Origin of the sequence: uncultured Aggregatibacter sp., assembly GCF_938046485.1 — a bacterium.
Classification (GTDB): Bacteria; Pseudomonadota; Gammaproteobacteria; order Enterobacterales; family Pasteurellaceae; genus Aggregatibacter.
Map to the genome: position 1 here is coordinate 37,900 of NZ_CALIWN010000066.1, position 15,219 is coordinate 53,118.

The 15,219-nt window shown below is 43.4% G+C and carries 16 protein-coding genes and 1 riboswitch; of the genes, 6 read left to right on the forward strand and 10 right to left on the reverse strand.

Going from position 1 to position 15,219, the window contains the following annotated elements:
- Positions 1-28: 28 nt before the first annotated feature.
- From trpCF to yvcK, 7 genes are all read right to left on the reverse strand, one after another.
- Positions 29-1,459: a bifunctional indole-3-glycerol-phosphate synthase TrpC/phosphoribosylanthranilate isomerase TrpF gene (trpCF, locus tag Q0203_RS08315; protein ID WP_297931382.1), complete on the reverse strand. Its 1,431-nt coding sequence runs from the start codon at positions 1,457-1,459 to the stop codon at positions 29-31.
- A 35-nt stretch (positions 1,460-1,494) separates the two neighbouring features.
- Positions 1,495-2,496 (reverse strand): anthranilate phosphoribosyltransferase, encoded by a 1,002-nt coding sequence (gene trpD, locus Q0203_RS08320; protein WP_297931424.1) that lies wholly within the window; start codon positions 2,494-2,496, stop codon positions 1,495-1,497.
- 11 nt (positions 2,497-2,507) lie between these two features.
- On the reverse strand, positions 2,508-2,900 hold the full coding sequence (locus Q0203_RS08325) for a tautomerase family protein (RefSeq protein ID WP_005700510.1): 393 nt from the start codon (positions 2,898-2,900) through the stop codon (positions 2,508-2,510).
- A 184-nt stretch (positions 2,901-3,084) separates the two neighbouring features.
- Positions 3,085-3,669: an aminodeoxychorismate/anthranilate synthase component II gene (locus Q0203_RS08330; RefSeq protein WP_297931386.1), complete on the reverse strand. Its 585-nt coding sequence runs from the start codon at positions 3,667-3,669 to the stop codon at positions 3,085-3,087.
- 10 nt (positions 3,670-3,679) lie between these two features.
- Complete coding sequence (gene trpE, locus Q0203_RS08335; RefSeq protein ID WP_297931389.1) at positions 3,680-5,227, reverse strand: anthranilate synthase component I; 1,548 nt, start codon at positions 5,225-5,227, stop codon at positions 3,680-3,682.
- 172 nt (positions 5,228-5,399) lie between these two features.
- Complete coding sequence (gene yfaE, locus Q0203_RS08340) at positions 5,400-5,648, reverse strand: class I ribonucleotide reductase maintenance protein YfaE (protein WP_297931392.1); 249 nt, start codon at positions 5,646-5,648, stop codon at positions 5,400-5,402.
- 14 nt (positions 5,649-5,662) lie between these two features.
- Positions 5,663-6,631, reverse strand: a complete 969-nt coding sequence (yvcK, locus tag Q0203_RS08345) for a uridine diphosphate-N-acetylglucosamine-binding protein YvcK (protein WP_295973595.1) — start codon at positions 6,629-6,631, stop codon at positions 5,663-5,665.
- Between the two features lie 225 nt (positions 6,632-6,856).
- Positions 6,857-7,018, forward strand: a riboswitch (molybdenum cofactor riboswitch).
- Between yvcK and moaA the strand changes: the two genes are divergently transcribed.
- The 6 genes from moaA to Q0203_RS08375 all read left to right on the forward strand — a co-directional run bounded on the left by moaA (position 7,007) and on the right by Q0203_RS08375 (position 10,554).
- A complete protein-coding gene (moaA, locus tag Q0203_RS08350; protein ID WP_295973598.1) occupies positions 7,007-8,020 on the forward strand; it encodes a GTP 3',8-cyclase MoaA in 1,014 nt (337 codons plus the stop codon). It overlaps the preceding riboswitch by 12 nt.
- A gap of 52 nt (positions 8,021-8,072) precedes the next feature.
- Complete coding sequence (gene moaC / locus Q0203_RS08355; RefSeq protein ID WP_021615329.1) at positions 8,073-8,555, forward strand: cyclic pyranopterin monophosphate synthase MoaC; 483 nt, start codon at positions 8,073-8,075, stop codon at positions 8,553-8,555.
- Positions 8,555-8,800 carry a molybdopterin synthase sulfur carrier subunit gene (gene moaD, locus Q0203_RS08360; RefSeq protein WP_021615328.1) on the forward strand — a complete coding sequence of 82 codons (246 nt, stop codon included), beginning with the start codon at positions 8,555-8,557 and terminating at the stop codon, positions 8,798-8,800. The genes moaC and moaD overlap by 1 nt, the downstream gene beginning before the upstream one ends.
- Positions 8,801-9,256 carry a molybdopterin synthase catalytic subunit MoaE gene (gene moaE, locus Q0203_RS08365; protein ID WP_297931399.1) on the forward strand — a complete coding sequence of 152 codons (456 nt, stop codon included), beginning with the start codon at positions 8,801-8,803 and terminating at the stop codon, positions 9,254-9,256.
- 201 nt (positions 9,257-9,457) lie between these two features.
- Complete coding sequence (sspA, locus tag Q0203_RS08370; RefSeq protein WP_296027682.1) at positions 9,458-10,099, forward strand: stringent starvation protein SspA; 642 nt, start codon at positions 9,458-9,460, stop codon at positions 10,097-10,099.
- Between the two features lie 11 nt (positions 10,100-10,110).
- On the forward strand, positions 10,111-10,554 hold the full coding sequence (locus Q0203_RS08375) for a ClpXP protease specificity-enhancing factor (protein ID WP_297931403.1): 444 nt from the start codon (positions 10,111-10,113) through the stop codon (positions 10,552-10,554).
- Positions 10,555-10,665: 111 nt separating this feature from the next.
- Here the strand turns inward: Q0203_RS08375 and Q0203_RS08380 are convergent, their stop codons facing one another.
- Genes Q0203_RS08380 through Q0203_RS08390 form a run of 3 tightly spaced genes read right to left on the reverse strand, consistent with a single transcriptional unit; the run spans position 10,666 to position 14,815 of the window.
- Complete coding sequence (locus Q0203_RS08380) at positions 10,666-11,709, reverse strand: ATP-binding cassette domain-containing protein (protein ID WP_297931405.1); 1,044 nt, start codon at positions 11,707-11,709, stop codon at positions 10,666-10,668.
- A 1-nt stretch (position 11,710) separates the two neighbouring features.
- A complete protein-coding gene (locus tag Q0203_RS08385) occupies positions 11,711-13,729 on the reverse strand; it encodes an iron ABC transporter permease (RefSeq protein WP_297931408.1) in 2,019 nt (672 codons plus the stop codon).
- 57 nt (positions 13,730-13,786) lie between these two features.
- Positions 13,787-14,815: an ABC transporter substrate-binding protein gene (locus tag Q0203_RS08390; protein WP_297931411.1), complete on the reverse strand. Its 1,029-nt coding sequence runs from the start codon at positions 14,813-14,815 to the stop codon at positions 13,787-13,789.
- Positions 14,816-15,219: the final 404 nt, after the last annotated feature.

Below are 15,219 nucleotides of genomic sequence, written 5' to 3' on the forward strand. Positions count from 1 at the left end.
GGCCCATTCTTATTAACGTTTGCCGATTTTATAAAATTGCCTTAAAAATCGACCGCACTTTTTCAGCATCTTTCACACCGGGAGCGCTTTCCACGCCGGAATTCAGATCCACACCGACACAATGTTGTGCTAACGCAGTGTCAATATTATTTGAATTAATACCGCCTGCCAACAGGATTTTATGTTTTAGTTGCGCCGGAATCAATGACCAATCGAAAGTCTCACCGGTACCGCCTTGTTGCGAGCCTGACTTGCTATCGAAAACAAAACGATCAATCGCAGAAACGTCGTCAAAAACCACCGCACTTTTATGGGTTACCTCCACGGAAATGGCTTTCCAAATACGAATGCTTTCAGGCAATTTGGTGCGAAGTGCGGTGATAAATTCCGCTGTTTCATCGCCATGCAACTGAACAGCATAGAGCTGTAATTGCTGTGCGATTTTCACGATAAAATCAATGTCTTGATTTTGAAACACGCCCACAAAACGAAGTGGAGCGGCCGTCACTAATTCTTGGGCTTGGCGTAAACTGACACAACGTTTAGAATTTTCGACAAAAATCAGCCCGCCGTATAATGCGCCGCTTTCGTAAACGGTTTTTACGTCTTGCGTACGGGTTAAACCGCACACTTTGTTTTCGCCGAGAATAACTTCACGCACGGCGTTGTTTAAGTCGGGACTGCCCATTAAACTGCTGCCGATTAAAAAGCCGTGGGCAACGTGTTGCAATTCACGTACTTGCTGATGATGGTAAATGCCTGATTCGCTGATGATTCGTACATCGGCAGGAATGTGGTCGGCATATCGGGTGGTTAATGCCACCACGCGGTTTAAATCCACGCTTAAATCGTGCAAATTACGATTATTCACGCCGATAATTTTCGCCCCTAACGCCAAGGCGCGTTCAAATTCTTCTTCGTTGCTGGTCTCGGTCAACACGCCCATGCCAAGAGAATGTGCTAAATCCGCCAAAATACGATAAGTCTCATCATTCACCACCGAAAGCATGAGTAAAATCGAGTCTGCTTGGTAAAAACGCGCCAAATAAACCTGATATTCGCTGATCATAAAGTCTTTGCACAACACCGGTTGTGTGACAACGTCGCGAACTTGTTTGATATAGGCAAAATCACCTTGGAAGTATTTTTCATCGGTCAGCACAGAAATTGCATTGGCATAGTGTTTATAAACCTGCGCAATTTCCGTCGGTTTAAATTCGCTGCGAATCAATCCCTTAGAAGGCGAGGCTTTTTTACATTCTAAAATGTACACCGGTTTTTGGTGCGTGCCTTTTGCTAACGCAGCATAAAAAGCGCGGTCGGATTTTTGAATATTTTTTTCAAATTCACTTAATGGAAATTCTGCTTCTTTGTTTTTTACCCATTCGGCTTTATCGAGCACGATTTTTTGTAACACTGTGGCGGTTTTAAGTGGTTTGGAAAAGTCTTGTATGATCATGTTTATGTCTTATTTTTTGAAAACGGGGCTTTAAATTAATAGGTCGTCAATTTCTGTAAGGTTTCAAACGGCTTGCCTTGCGCAATCACATCTAATACCCGTTGTGCATTATCTTTAATATCTTCTTGTCCGAACAGTTTTAGTAAGAGGGCAGTGTTCATGGCAACGGCTTGGTTGTGTTCCGCTTTGCCTTTGCCTTGTAAAAGTGCGGTAATCATTTGAGCATTTTCTGTCGGTTCGCCACCGCGCAAACTTTCCAACGGTTTGACTTGGAAGCCAAAATCCTGCGGAGTTAGGGTATAACGTTCAATTTCGCCGTTACGCACTTCCGCCACGTCTGTCGCGCCATGAATTGCCACTTCGTCTAAGCCACAGCCGTGCACGATAATCGTGTGTTCGTGACCTAATTGAGCAACAGTTTTAGCATAAATATCAATTAGTTCAGGAGAATAAACGCCGAGCAATTGACGTTTCGGACGTGCAGGGTTAATAAGCGGGCCAAGAATATTAAAGAGCGTGCGGGTTTTTAAGGCTTGGCGTACCGGCACCACATATTTGAAGCCCGGGTGATATTGCTGTGCAAACAAGAAGCAGATGCCGATGTTGTCCAATGCCTTGCGGGCTTGTTCTGGAGACATGGCAATATTGACGCCAAGTGCGGTTAATAAATCGCTAGAACCGGTTTTACTGGAAACGCTACGGTTGCCATGTTTCGCTACTTTGGCACCACAAGCGGCTGCGACAATAGCGGACGCCGTAGAAATATTGATGGTATTGGCGCCGTCACCGCCTGTGCCGACGATGTCAGCAAAGGGGTAATCGGGTGTGGGAAACGGTTTGGCATTTTTAACGGTGGCTAATACAGCACCGTTGACTTCATCGATGGTTTCGCCACGCACTTTTAGTGCCACTAACATGGCGGCGATTTGTTCGTTGCTTAATTCCCCCAACATGATGGCGTTAAATAAGGTTTCGCTTTCCGCGGCGGTTAAGGTTTGTGCACCATAAAGTTTTTCTAATAGAGCTTGGTTTTCCATCATACTTGTCCTTATTTATTAATATCGTAATCCAAATCGCGTGCTTCATCACCGGTCATGCCACGGAAGCCCCAACAATGCGCTGGCTGTTCTTTGATGGTAATTTCCACGTCAAACGGGCTAATGCCTAATTTATATTCAAATTCACTGAACAACATTTTAATTAAACGTTTTTTGGTTTGTTCTAAACGACCTTGCATTAAATTGATTTCAATCACCATGTAATTGTCGGTGCGGTTTGTGGTATGCGGGTAGTAAAAATCATCGTCTTCCAAACAAATAAAACGAAGCGCGTGCTTGCCTTTGGCAACATCTAAGCCAAGTTCAAGGCAGTTATAAATCACCTCCGCTACAGCAGATTTGCGCGGGGAGAGGGTTCGTTTTAAGCCATATACTGTGATCATGTTTTGTCCTTTTTTATTTAAAATCTCCCTCTTTAGAAAAGAGGAACTGGGGAGATTGGAAAAATATTGTTATTGAATAAAAATCAAATGAAATTAACCCTATTTTGATTATTAACTTACTCAGTTTTATGACGACTGCCAAATCTCCCCTAACCCCTCTTTGCTAAAGAGAGGAAGTGGGATATTAATTCCGATTCAACAACCATTCCACCGATTGTGCCAATAACTGTGCTCCTTGTACCGTTAAAATTGATTCGGGATGAAATTGGAAGCTACAAATTGGCAAAGTGCGGTGGCGAATTGCCATGTTAATGCCATGATAAGAGGCGTTCGGAATCAATTCATCGGGTAAATTAATGCCCATGAGGGAATGATAGCGTGCGACCGGCATTGGGTTAGTCAAACCTTTGAACATGGCTTCATTGTCGTGTTCAATTCTGGACACTTTGCCGTGCAAAATTTCACCTGCGTGAACGACTTTGCCACCGAAAGCTTCGATTAATGCTTGATGCCCTAAACAAATGCCTAACATCGGTATTTTGCCGATTAATCGCTTAATTAACGGAATCATATTTCCTGCTTCATCCGGTGTGCCCGGCCCGGGGGAGAGGGCAAGAATCGTGTCCGGCTGTGCTAAAGCATTTTTTTCTAAAATCGCTAAATCGCAATCATTGCGGTAAATGTGAACCTGATGTCCCAATCCGCGAAATTGATCCACTAAATTGTAAGTAAAGGAATCAAAGTTATCTAAAAATAAAATGGTTGCCATGATCTCACTCCTATTGATTCGCTTTCTTATTAGTTTGTACGATGGCGTTGATGACCGCACGGGCTTTGTGACGGGTTTCATCAGCTTCCATTTGCAGGTTGGAATCCAACACCGTGCCACAACCGGCTTGCACATGGGCAATGCCGTTTTGCACGAAGGCAGAGCGAATCACGATACAGGTGTCAAAATTGCCATCAGATTGTAAATAGCCCACGGCGCCGCCGTAACTGTGGCGTTTTTGTTGTTCAAACTGATAAATTAACTGCATGGCTTTGATTTTCGGTGCGCCGGTTAGCGTCCCCATGTTCATGCAGGCTTGATAAGCGTGTAACGCATCCAGTTCAGGGCGAAGTTTACCTACAACGCGAGAAACAAGGTGCATAATGTGCGAATAACGATCCACCTGCATTAAATCTTTCACATGGCGGGTTTTACTTTCGCACACGCGGGCGATGTCGTTACGGGCTAAATCCACCAACATCAAATGTTCCGCTTGTTCTTTATGATCCAAACGCAATTCCAGTTCCAAACGGGAATCCAATTCCGGATCAATATTGCCGTCGGCATCAAAACCGCGCGGACGGGAACCGGCAATCGGGTAGATCTCCAACTGACGGGTAGTTTGCGAATATTTTAAGGCACTTTCCGGTGAGGCGCCGAACAAAGTGAAATCCTCGTCTTGAATAAAGAACATATACGGGCTTGGGTTGTTTTGTTTTAACTGACGATAAGTCGCCAACGTATTCGGGCATTCAAGGGAAAAACGACGGGACGGCACGATTTGGAACACATCGCCGCAATAAATATGCTGCTTCAGGCGTTCAATAATTTTTTTGAATTTATCATCATCTAAATTAATGGCAACCTCGGTAGAAGCCGATTTGAGGCTCAAGTGCGGTCGAATTTCCAAGAGTTTTTTGGCAATGTCTTGGGCGTTCTGTTGCAATGTCGCCAACGTATTTTGTGCAAAACAAAAGGTTTGTAATTCCGCTTGTTGCAATTGATGGTCGATCACCAGTAATTGTTCCGCTAAATAAAAGCAATAATCCGGGCAGGTAATGCCATCATCTTGCAAAGTGATGTTTTCCATCGGAATAAAATTTGCCACCAAGTCATAGGCGAATAACCCGCCTAAAAAAACCGGCAACGAGCTTGTCTGATAAAGATCGGTGAAACAACGCAAACCATCGAAAATGCCTGGTGCCAATAATTTGCTGTCTTCGTCCGCATTATTGCCGGCAGGTTTGAATTCCACTTGCAGTTCGGTGCTTGTTTGGGATATTACGTTGACCTGTGCTGAAAGTTTTTGCGCAATTAACGGTAACACTGCGGCGCCGTTGTCGGTTAACGCATGAAAAGTAACACTTTGCCCCAAACAGGAAATTTTCATGGCTGCGTTAACGAGTAATAAACTTTTCAGACTGTTTTTGCTGGAAATTTCGGCAGATTCTAACAGTAGCGTATTCGGTTTGTTTTCGCATAAGGTGGCGAAAATAGCGGTAGGGTCACTGTGATAAGCAACGTTTTGTGTGAATGTTTGAATAAAAGCAGATGACATTCTCATTTCCTTAAAACATAAAATCAAGTTGCACTATTAAACTAGTACAAAAATTAAAAGTCAAGGAGAAATCGATTTTTTGTTAAGGAATCGGTTCACGGTGCGTTTAAAAAGGCGAGGGAACATTCTTCCAGAGATAGAATTGAAAAGTGCGGTGGATTTTGGCGGTATTTTATAAATCGATTTCTAAATCTTCTTCTACGTGGCAGCAACAAAGCAAGATTTCATCCTCCAACAAAAAGGCGAGGGGCGGTTCTTTGTAAGAAACACGTCCTTTTTTTAATTTAACCCGACAAACGCCGCAATAACCGCTGCGGCATTGATATTCGTGTTGAATGCCGAGCTGTTCTAACCGCGCCAGTAAGGGAAGACGATTATCGTGCTCAATAATTTGTTGGCGTCGTAATAAATGGATTTTCATTGTTGCGTGGGCGGTTACATTTCGGCAAGTGCGTGCATAACGTCATCTTCTTGCGGTTTGAATAACATCCCTAATAACTCATCAATAGCGGAGCAGAGGAGGGTGCGATCATGACGATAAGAGATGTCATCGGCATTCAGGCGACCGGCAATAATACGGCAATTCAGTTGTTCATTGAGTTGAGTATCGGTAGGCACAATGGCACCATCAATGATCGGTTGACCGACGATTTCATGGATCCATTGAATGCGATCGGTGAGTGAAAGGCTTGAAGCAGGGCCAAGTTCCGTACCTAAATTATCAATAAAGATCTTTTTGGCTTCGCTTTGTCTAAGCTGTTCGGCAATTTCCGGTAAAAGAATCGGCGGTATGATACTGGTGAGGAAACTGCCGGGGCCGAATAAAATGACTTCCGCGTCCCGTAAAGCTTGAATCGCCTCCGGTGTGGCTGTGGCATAAGGCACTAAAAAGAGGGATTTAGGGAGCTCGGTTAAGCTATCAACGCTGACTTCACCGACAACGCTACTGCCGCCGTTTAATACGGCAGCGAGATGAATAGGTTGCTCCGACATCGGGAAGATAAAGGATTTTACATGCAACAAATCGCGAATAAGATTCACGGCTTCCGTCGGGCGAATATGCATATCTTCTAAGGCTTTGAGCATGAGATTGCCGAGGTTATGTCCTGCTAATTCGCCGTTACCACCAAAACGATATTCAAATAATGCGGAGGCAGTACTGGGTTCGGTAATGATTTGATTTAAGCAGTTACGTAAGTCACCCCAGGCAATGCCGCCGTGTTCCATGCGAATTCGCCCAGTTGATCCACCGTTGTCGGTGGTGGTCACAATCGCGGAGAGTCGTTCTTTCATAAAACTCAGCGCAGACATGACGCGACCTAATCCATGCCCGCCACCAATTGCGACAATTTTTTTGATTCGGTTGAGATTTTCGTGTTGTTGATAGCCTTTAAAATCTGCCATGTTACATCCTTACATTTTTTCGTGCGCAATTATAACCTGCTTTGAAAGAGAGTACAGTTCGCTAATTATTATTGGGTATGAGAATCGCTGTTTTAGGGTGTTTTATTAACGCTATATAAATGTATGCATAATTAATTTTAAAGAATTTTATGAATTTATAGCCTAGATCAAATTAATTGATTGCTTTTGTTTTCGTGAATCTTTTACAATGCAACAAAATTTATTTATCGCATATAACTCCGAGCTTACTCACCTACGTTTTGCGCGCAATATGTTGAACACAAAATAGGGTGGTAATGCCAATAATACGAAGTCGGTATTATTCAGGGATACGTTGGAAACGATTTATCCTCTCCGTTTTTAGAAAGGTGTCAAATGCAAACCATTCCAATCAAAAATGTTGGCGCGGCTCAACTCGTTGATTCGTTCCAGCGTGAATACTATTATTTGCGACTGTCGATTACCGATATGTGTAATTTCCGTTGCAATTATTGCCTACCTGACGGTTATCAGCCTGAACCTAATAAGCCGAGTTTTTTAACCTTGGACGAAATTCGTCGCTTGGTCAGTAGCTTTGCGCTGATGGGAACGGAAAAAGTCCGTATTACCGGTGGCGAACCGACCTTACGTAAAGACTTCCTGCCAATTGTCGAAAGCATTCGTGGCATTGACGGTATCAAACAAATCGCACTGACTACAAACGGTTTTCGGTTGCTTAAAGATGTCGCTGCTTGGAAACAAGCCGGCGTGACGTCTATTAACGTCAGTGTGGATAGCCTAGATGCAAGAATGTTTCAGCGCATTACCGGTGTCGATAAGTTTGATGACATTATGCGTGGTATTGATCGCGCTTTTGAATGTGGCTATCAAAAAGTCAAAGTCAATTCTGTCTTAATGAAAGATTTGAATGACAAGGACTTTTCCGGTTTCTTGGCATGGATTAAAAATAAACCGATTCAAATGCGTTTCATCGAGTTGATGCAAACCGGTGAAATGAATTCTTTCTTCCAAAAACACCATTTATCGGGACAGATTTTAGAACAGAAACTCTTGCAAGACGGCTGGCAATTGCAGATAAAAAATCGTTCTGATGGCCCGGCAAAAGTTTTCCGTCACCCGGATTATATGGGCGAAATCGGCTTAATCATGCCTTATGAGAAAAATTTCTGCGCCAGCTGTAACCGTTTGAGAGTTTCTGCCAAAGGGAAATTGCACCTTTGCTTATTTGGTGAAGAAGGGATTGATTTGCGTGATTTGTTACAATCTGATGAGCAACAAATGCTTTTGCAATCAAGAATTTTCTCAGCGTTACAAGGTAAGCGTGAACACCATTATCTGCATGTCGGCGATAGCGGCGTGCGTAATCATTTAGCCAGTATCGGCGGTTAATTTACGCCGATACTGAAAACATCAAGAAAACCAACCGCACTTTTAAATTATCATGACCACATTTACTCACATTAATGCGAATGGCGAGGCGAATATGGTGGATGTTTCCGCCAAAGCCGACACGGTTCGCGAGGCGCGTGCTGAAGCCTATATTCGTATGGCGCCGGAAACCTTACAAATGATCCTCTCCGGACAACACCACAAGGGCGATGTGTTTGCTACCGCTCGAATTGCCGGTATTCAAGCCGCAAAACGCACTTGGGAACTGATTCCGCTGTGTCATCCGCTTTTACTTTCAAAAGTCGAAGTGAGTTTGACCGCACTTCCTGAAACCCATCAAGTGCGCATTGAAAGCCTGTGCAAATTAAGCGGTAAAACCGGTGTAGAAATGGAAGCCTTAACGGCTGCAAGCGTTGCCGCATTAACCATTTACGATATGTGTAAAGCGGTGCAAAAAGACATGGTAATTGAAACGGTGCGTTTGTTGGAAAAGAGCGGTGGAAAATCCGGGCATTTTATTGCGGAGGAAAAATAATGTTACGTGTTTTATTTTTTGCTCAAACTCGAGAATTAATCGGTTTGGATGCCATTGAAGTGAACGAAAATTTCGCCACGGCAGAAGCATTACGTCAACATCTTGCGGCGAAAGGCGATAAATGGGCGTTGGCATTGCAATCGGATAAACTTTTGGTGGCTATTAATCAAACTTTAATGCCGTTAGAAAGTGCGGTCAAAAATGGTGATGAAATTGCCTTTTTCCCACCGGTGACCGGAGGCTAAATGAACGATATTCAAATTTCCGTGCAAGAGCAGACGTTCGATCAAAATGCCGTTTATCGTTGGTTGAGCGAAGAAAATTCGGTTGGTGCTACGGTGATATTTGTGGGCAAAGTGCGTGATATGAACCTAGGGGATGAAGTCAGTAGTTTGTATTTGGAACATTATCCGGCGATGACCCATAAAGCCTTGATGGATATTGCTCAACAGGCAAAAGCGCGGTGGGATTTACAAAAGATTTCCATCATTCATCGTGTAGGTGAATTGAACACCGGTGATGAAATTGTGTTAGTGGGAACAGCTTCTGCGCATCGTGGCGATGCTTATCACGCCAATGAATTTATTATGGATTATTTGAAAACCAAAGCGCCTTTTTGGAAAAAAGAACAAACCGAAAAAGGGGAGCGTTGGATTGAAGGTCGCGACAGTGATTATGCGGCTGCCGATAAGTGGAAATAATCCTTTCTTATCGTTTAGAAAGAACGTTAAAAATATCCGTTTCGTTACTGAAGCGGATATTTTTTTATGGCGATAAAGCTAAAATCCGGCTTTTTCTTGGAAAAAGCCACTTGCTTTGTGATAGAATAAACGACCGCTTTTCTTGGTATGGCAAGAGACCAACCGAATATTTTTCTTATTTTTGAGTCGTCGGAGGAATAGATGACAAGTTCTGCAAATAAACGTTCTGTAATGACGCTATTTTCAAATAAAACCGATATTTATTGTCACCAAGTACGTATTGTGTTGGCTGAGAAAGGCGTCGCTTATGAAACGGAAATTGTAGATCCGCAAGCATTATCAGAAGATTTAATGGAACTCAATCCGTACGGTACTGTGCCTACGCTAGTTGATCGTGATTTAGTGCTGTTTAATTCTCGCATCATTATGGAATATTTGGACGAGCGTTTCCCGCATCCGCCATTAATGCCGGTTTATCCGGTGGCTCGCGGAAAAAGCCGCTTGCTGATGTTACGTATTGAGCAAGATTGGTATCCAACGTTAGAAACTGCACAAAATGCCGCATCAGAAGCTGAACGAGCACAAGCATTAAAACAACTCAAAGAAGAAATTCTGGCGATTGCACCGATCTTTAGTCAAAATACCTATTTTATGAACGATGAATTTAGTCTTATCGATTGTTATGTCGCGCCGTTATTGTGGCGTATGCAAGAATTGGGTGTGGAATTTAGCGGTGCCGGTAGCAAGGCTGTGAAAAGCTATATGTCCCGTGTATTTACGCGTGATTCTTTCTTGCAATCCGTAGGCGAATTAGCGCCAAAAAACTTAATGGATGAAAAATAATAGGCGGCTAAATGGAATATAAATCATCCCCGAAACGTCCTTATTTATTAAGAGCTTATTACGATTGGTTAGTCGATAATGATTTCACACCGTATTTGGTGGTTGATGCCACTTATTGGGGCGTGAAAGTGCCGGTAGAGTATGTCAAAGATGGACAAATTGTGTTAAATTTGTCTGCCAATGCCACCGGAAATTTACAGTTAACCAATGATTTTATTCAATTCAGTGCTCGTTTTCGTGGCGTGCCGCAGGATATTTACATTCCAATGGGAGCAGCATTGGCAATTTATGCACGTGAGAATGGCGATGGTGTGATGTTTGAGCCGGAAGAAGCTTATGATGATCATCCGGAGCAAACAGAAGAACAGCCTATTGGATTTGAGAACGCCGTCGATAAAACGGATAAACCGAAAAAGGCGGAGAAATCCACATCCCACTTACGTATTGTGAAATAGTGGCTCGAACACCAGATTAAAAAACATTGAAAAAAGATACCGCACTTAGGTATCTTTTTTTGTGGCTGGAACATTTAAAGTGCGGTGGATTTTAACGCCTTTTTTATGGCATTAAAAGTTCTCCTCCGCTAACACAAACCAACCAATAGGTCGCAACTTAACAAAATACTCAGGCTGATTTGGTATGTAATCATTCGGATTTAAATGCACCAATAATGGGAAACCATGCCATTGCACCTGAATCTCCCAATAATTCCCCATAGACATCGCCGATTGCACATCACAACGTTCCGCAGGTTCGCCGGTGAGTGCCAATAACACGCCTTCCGGGCGAATACCGAGTAAATAATTTCCATCCTGTGGTAGCTCATTCGATTCAATCGATAAGGGATTTTCTGCCAAAATATATTTCCCGTTTTTTACCGTCACCGGAAAGAAAGACACCTCCCCCATGAAGTTTGCCGTAAAACGAGAGGTTGGATGATGATAGAGCGTATTCGGCAAACCAATCTGTTCGACTTTTCCTTGATTCATCACCACTACTGCATCAGAAATAGCAAAAGCTTCTGTTTGATCGTGAGTCACATAAAGCACCGTAATACCGAGTTTTTGTTGTAAATGGCGAATCATCTCACGCATGGCGCGGCGCAAATTGGTATCCAAATTACTTAACGGTTCATCAAATAATAAAATTTGTGGCGCAATTACCAACGCCCGCGCCAAAGCAACGCGCTGTTGTTGCCCACCGGAAAGTTGTTCGATACGGCGATGTTCAAAACCCTCGAGCTCCACCATTTTTAATGCTTGACTGACTTTTTCGGCGATGTCTGAGGAATGGGGTTCCTGCATTTTCAAACCAAATGCCACATTTTCCCCGACGGTTAAATGCGGGAAAAGCGCATAGGATTGAAATACAATGCCGACACCACGCTGTTGTGGCGGTAACCGACTGATGTCCTTTCCGTCACATAAAATTTGCCCTTGATCGAGATCTTCCAATCCGGCAATCAGACGCAGAATGGTGGTTTTGCCACACCCTGATGCGCCCAACAAAGTCGTAAATTTGCCTTTTTCAAAAGAAAGATTGAAATCTTGCAATACCTTGGTTGAACCAAAGGCTTTATAAACCTGTTTTAATTCAATATGTTGTGTCATGTTATCGTCCTAACTTTGTCTCACCGACCCATCGACCGAATAAGCCGAGAACCAGCATCATAATCACAATTAAACTGGCACCGTACGCCACCGCCAAGCCGTAATCGCCGTCTTCCACCCGATTTAAAATAAACGAGGTTGCCACGCGGGTGCTTGGTGTAACTAAGAAAATAATCGCGCTAATGGTCGTCATGGCACGCACAAAACTCGTCACCAAAGCGGACAATAAAGCGGGCTTCAATAAAGGTAAGGTAATAAAACGTAGTGTCTGAAATGCGCTAGCTTTTAAAGAATAGGCGGCTTCATCCAATGCCGGATCTAACTGTTTAAAATTCACTAATGCGGCACGCAAACCAATGGGCATATTGCGCGTGACCATCGAAAGCACAATAATCGCCCCGGTGCCGGTTAAATAAAGCGGGACATTATTGAACGCAAGGATGTAAGACACGCCGGCAACCGTTCCCGGCACGGCAAAACTGAGTAGCGTGAGAAATTCAATGTGTTTTTGTCCGAAGAAGCGATGACGAGAAAAGAAATAAGCCAACAAAAAACCGCTCATGGCAGTAAAAGGTGCAGCAATCACGGCGAACAAGACGGTTTGCATTAAAGACGGAATCGCGCCGTTCTTCCAGCCTTGTCCGAATAACGTGATGTAATGTTGTAAAGTAAAGGTGTGATTAACACCCCAGTTCTGCATCACGCTGCCGTAAAAAATACTGCCATACAATAACGCATTGAAACCAACCCAGGCAGCAAAAATGCTCACAACGGTAATTTTTAAACCGAAAGATAAAGGCGTGCTTCGACCTTCAAACCCTTTGCCCGAGAGCGTAACGTAATTTTTACGCCCGATAAAATGATATTGCAGCCAGAAAATCCCGAGGGAAATGCTTAACAAAATAATCCCCAAGGCACTTGCGGAGAAATAATCGTTTTGTGCCCCCACAATGTAAAAATAAATTTGCGTTGCCAACACATCAAAATTGCCACCTAACACAAAAGGCGAGCTGAAATCCGCCAAGGATTGCACCATGACAATTAAAAAAGCATTGGCGAGTGCCGGTTTTAATAAAGGCAAGACGATAAAACGGAAACTCTGCCAACGATTTGCGCCGAGCATGACGGCGGCCTCTTCTAATTTTGGGGAAAGGTTTTTTAATGCGCCTTCCAACAACATAAAGGCCATTGGCGTGAGTGCCAACGTGTGGGAAATCAGAATACCGTTAAAGCCATAAAGCCAATTCGGACTCACACCAAAATGTTGCCCGAGAAATTGAGTGACATAGCCTGAGCGCCCAAACATCAACATCACGCCTAAACTCACCACAAATGGCGGCGTCACCATCGGCAATAAAGAAAAGATCTTACTGATAAACAAACTGCGTTTGGCGATTCTTGTGGTGTATAACGCCAAAACAAGGGCAAAGGCAACAGAACACAAACCGACGGCAGAGGACACCGCCAAGGAATTACCAATGACTTTCCACAAGCCGAGGTGGTTTAATAACGTAAAAACATTGCCAAACTCACCGGATTCGCCGGTAAAAAAGATCGTAAATAATGCGCTTATCGGATAAAAAATAAAGCCGATAACCAAGACGGCAAGCCCTGTAGCGACCGCCAATAAAAAACGATCTCCACGCAAAAAACCTAACCGCGCCAAGGCATTGACGAATACTGCGCCGATGGCAATAAACAGGAAAATCACCGCATAGCCGAAACGGAAAGCATAGGCCTCCGCCGAGAACCAAATAAACGCGACCAAAAGTGCGGTCAAAATAACAGTTATTTTTGCCGAGTGGCGAGAAACAGGCTGTCGCTGAAACAAGGGGAAAATCCACAATGCACCAAACCACAGCCAACTGATATTGACCTGAGCCCATCCCATCGCAGCAAAATATTCTTTGGCGGTTGCTCCGAAAAGACCATAATCCAAGGCACGTACCGGCAAACAGGCAAATGCCAGAAAAGCGAGCAAAATCCAAATGATGGGGTGGTGAAAGCGGTGTTTTAGCATGGATACGTCAGCATAAGATCTTGCTCGGCACGATATTTATGCCGAGCATAGGATGGGTTATTTCGATAATTTGATGTCAGCCAGCCACTTATTAATTAATCGCTTGCCTTCATCTTTAGAACCGAATTTCACAAAATCAAATTCAACAAAATCTAATTTTTTCGGATCAACGGATTTTGGTGAAGATTCCGCATTGGCATTGGTTGGGATTTGATATAAGCCAAATTCACGCCATGGCATTTCCTGCACCTCTTTCGACAACACAAAATCCATAAAAAGTTTGGCGTTATCGAGGTTGCGTGCGCCTTTAATAATACTCGCACCACCCAATGCATAACCGGTTTTTCCTTGTGGGATCACCGTTTCCACCGGCGCACCCTTTTCCTTTTCGGTGGCATACGCATGCACAAAACCGACACTCACCGCACTTTCACCACGAGATAAATTCGCCGTCACCAAATTACTTTTTACATATTGCGAGACGTTTTCATTGAGCTTTTTCAAATAATCAAAGGCTTTCTCTTCGCCCCAAAGTTGGATCAAGGTTGCCATGATCGTATAAGTCGTACCGGAAGCGCGCGGATCCGGCAGTTGAATTTCACCTTTATATTCCGGTTTGAGCAAATCTTCCCAGGTTTGCGGTGCGGGCAAACCCAGTTGTGCCAATTTTTGTGTATTCACACCAAAGCCCAACACCAACATATAGACAGCAGACGTGAAATCACCTTTTTCTGCCATGAGCGACTTAAACTGCGGTAAGATTTCCGCTTGTTTTGGCGAACGGTAGGCTTCTAACAAACCCAACTCGCCCGCTTGGAAATGCGGCTCAATGGTACCGCCATACCAAAAATCTGCCTGTGGGTTGTCTTTCTCTGCTTTGATCTTGCCAAAAATGGTTTCCGTGCCGCCATGTACGAATTCAGTTTTCACATTATACTTTTCCCCGAACTGCGTCGTCACTTTTTCACACAAGGCATTTTGCACCGTGCAATACACAGTCAAACGCCCTTCTGCCGCTACCTGTTGGCTAAAAAATAAAGACGAAAGACACACCAAACCTAAACTCTGTTTAAACCATTTTTGCATTTGAACAACCTCTTAAATTAAAAATAAGATGGAGATGAATTATATGCTATTACACAAAAAAGACTAAATTGATTTTTCTTCTTTGTCAGGCTTGTTTTCTAACCATATCCATTATCCTTTATTTAACAAGGTTTACGTTAAGATTATAGAGTCGAGCAAAATTTGCTCAAGTGATAAGCCGTTATCCGTTGATATATATCAGAAAGTAAACGTAAAAAAACTGACCGCACTTTTTATTATAGCCAGCTAAAGACTATGCGTATGGAGCTAAATAGCTTAAGCGATGAACAGAAAAAAATCCCTGCTACATAATGAACAAGGCTGACAACCGAAACTCAACATATAGAATGATTATTTAACCCCTCGTAGCGTGCAACTTGTTGCACGAATAATTAACCTCGATG

Excerpts from the sequence above, each read along its gene's own strand:
- moaA (WP_295973598.1), top strand. The coding sequence starts at position 7,007 with ATGCAAACCATTCCAATCAAAAATGTTGGCGCGGCTCAACTCGTTGAT.
- trpCF (WP_297931382.1), bottom strand. The coding sequence starts at position 1,459 with ATGATCATACAAGACTTTTCCAAACCACTTAAAACCGCCACAGTGTTA.
- Q0203_RS08325 (WP_005700510.1), bottom strand. The coding sequence starts at position 2,900 with ATGATCACAGTATATGGCTTAAAACGAACCCTCTCCCCGCGCAAATCT.
- trpE (WP_297931389.1), bottom strand. The coding sequence starts at position 5,227 with ATGTCATCTGCTTTTATTCAAACATTCACACAAAACGTTGCTTATCAC.
- moaE (WP_297931399.1), top strand. The coding sequence starts at position 8,801 with ATGAACGATATTCAAATTTCCGTGCAAGAGCAGACGTTCGATCAAAAT.
- trpD (WP_297931424.1), bottom strand. The coding sequence starts at position 2,496 with ATGGAAAACCAAGCTCTATTAGAAAAACTTTATGGTGCACAAACCTTA.
- Q0203_RS08330 (WP_297931386.1), bottom strand. The coding sequence starts at position 3,669 with ATGGCAACCATTTTATTTTTAGATAACTTTGATTCCTTTACTTACAAT.
- moaC (WP_021615329.1), top strand. The coding sequence starts at position 8,073 with ATGACCACATTTACTCACATTAATGCGAATGGCGAGGCGAATATGGTG.
- Q0203_RS08385 (WP_297931408.1), bottom strand. The coding sequence starts at position 13,729 with ATGCTAAAACACCGCTTTCACCACCCCATCATTTGGATTTTGCTCGCT.
- Q0203_RS08390 (WP_297931411.1), bottom strand. The coding sequence starts at position 14,815 with ATGCAAAAATGGTTTAAACAGAGTTTAGGTTTGGTGTGTCTTTCGTCT.
- sspA (WP_296027682.1), top strand. The coding sequence starts at position 9,458 with ATGACAAGTTCTGCAAATAAACGTTCTGTAATGACGCTATTTTCAAAT.
- Q0203_RS08380 (WP_297931405.1), bottom strand. The coding sequence starts at position 11,709 with ATGACACAACATATTGAATTAAAACAGGTTTATAAAGCCTTTGGTTCA.
- yvcK (WP_295973595.1), bottom strand. The coding sequence starts at position 6,631 with ATGGCAGATTTTAAAGGCTATCAACAACACGAAAATCTCAACCGAATC.
- yfaE (WP_297931392.1), bottom strand. The coding sequence starts at position 5,648 with ATGAAAATCCATTTATTACGACGCCAACAAATTATTGAGCACGATAAT.
- moaD (WP_021615328.1), top strand. The coding sequence starts at position 8,555 with ATGTTACGTGTTTTATTTTTTGCTCAAACTCGAGAATTAATCGGTTTG.
- Q0203_RS08375 (WP_297931403.1), top strand. The coding sequence starts at position 10,111 with ATGGAATATAAATCATCCCCGAAACGTCCTTATTTATTAAGAGCTTAT.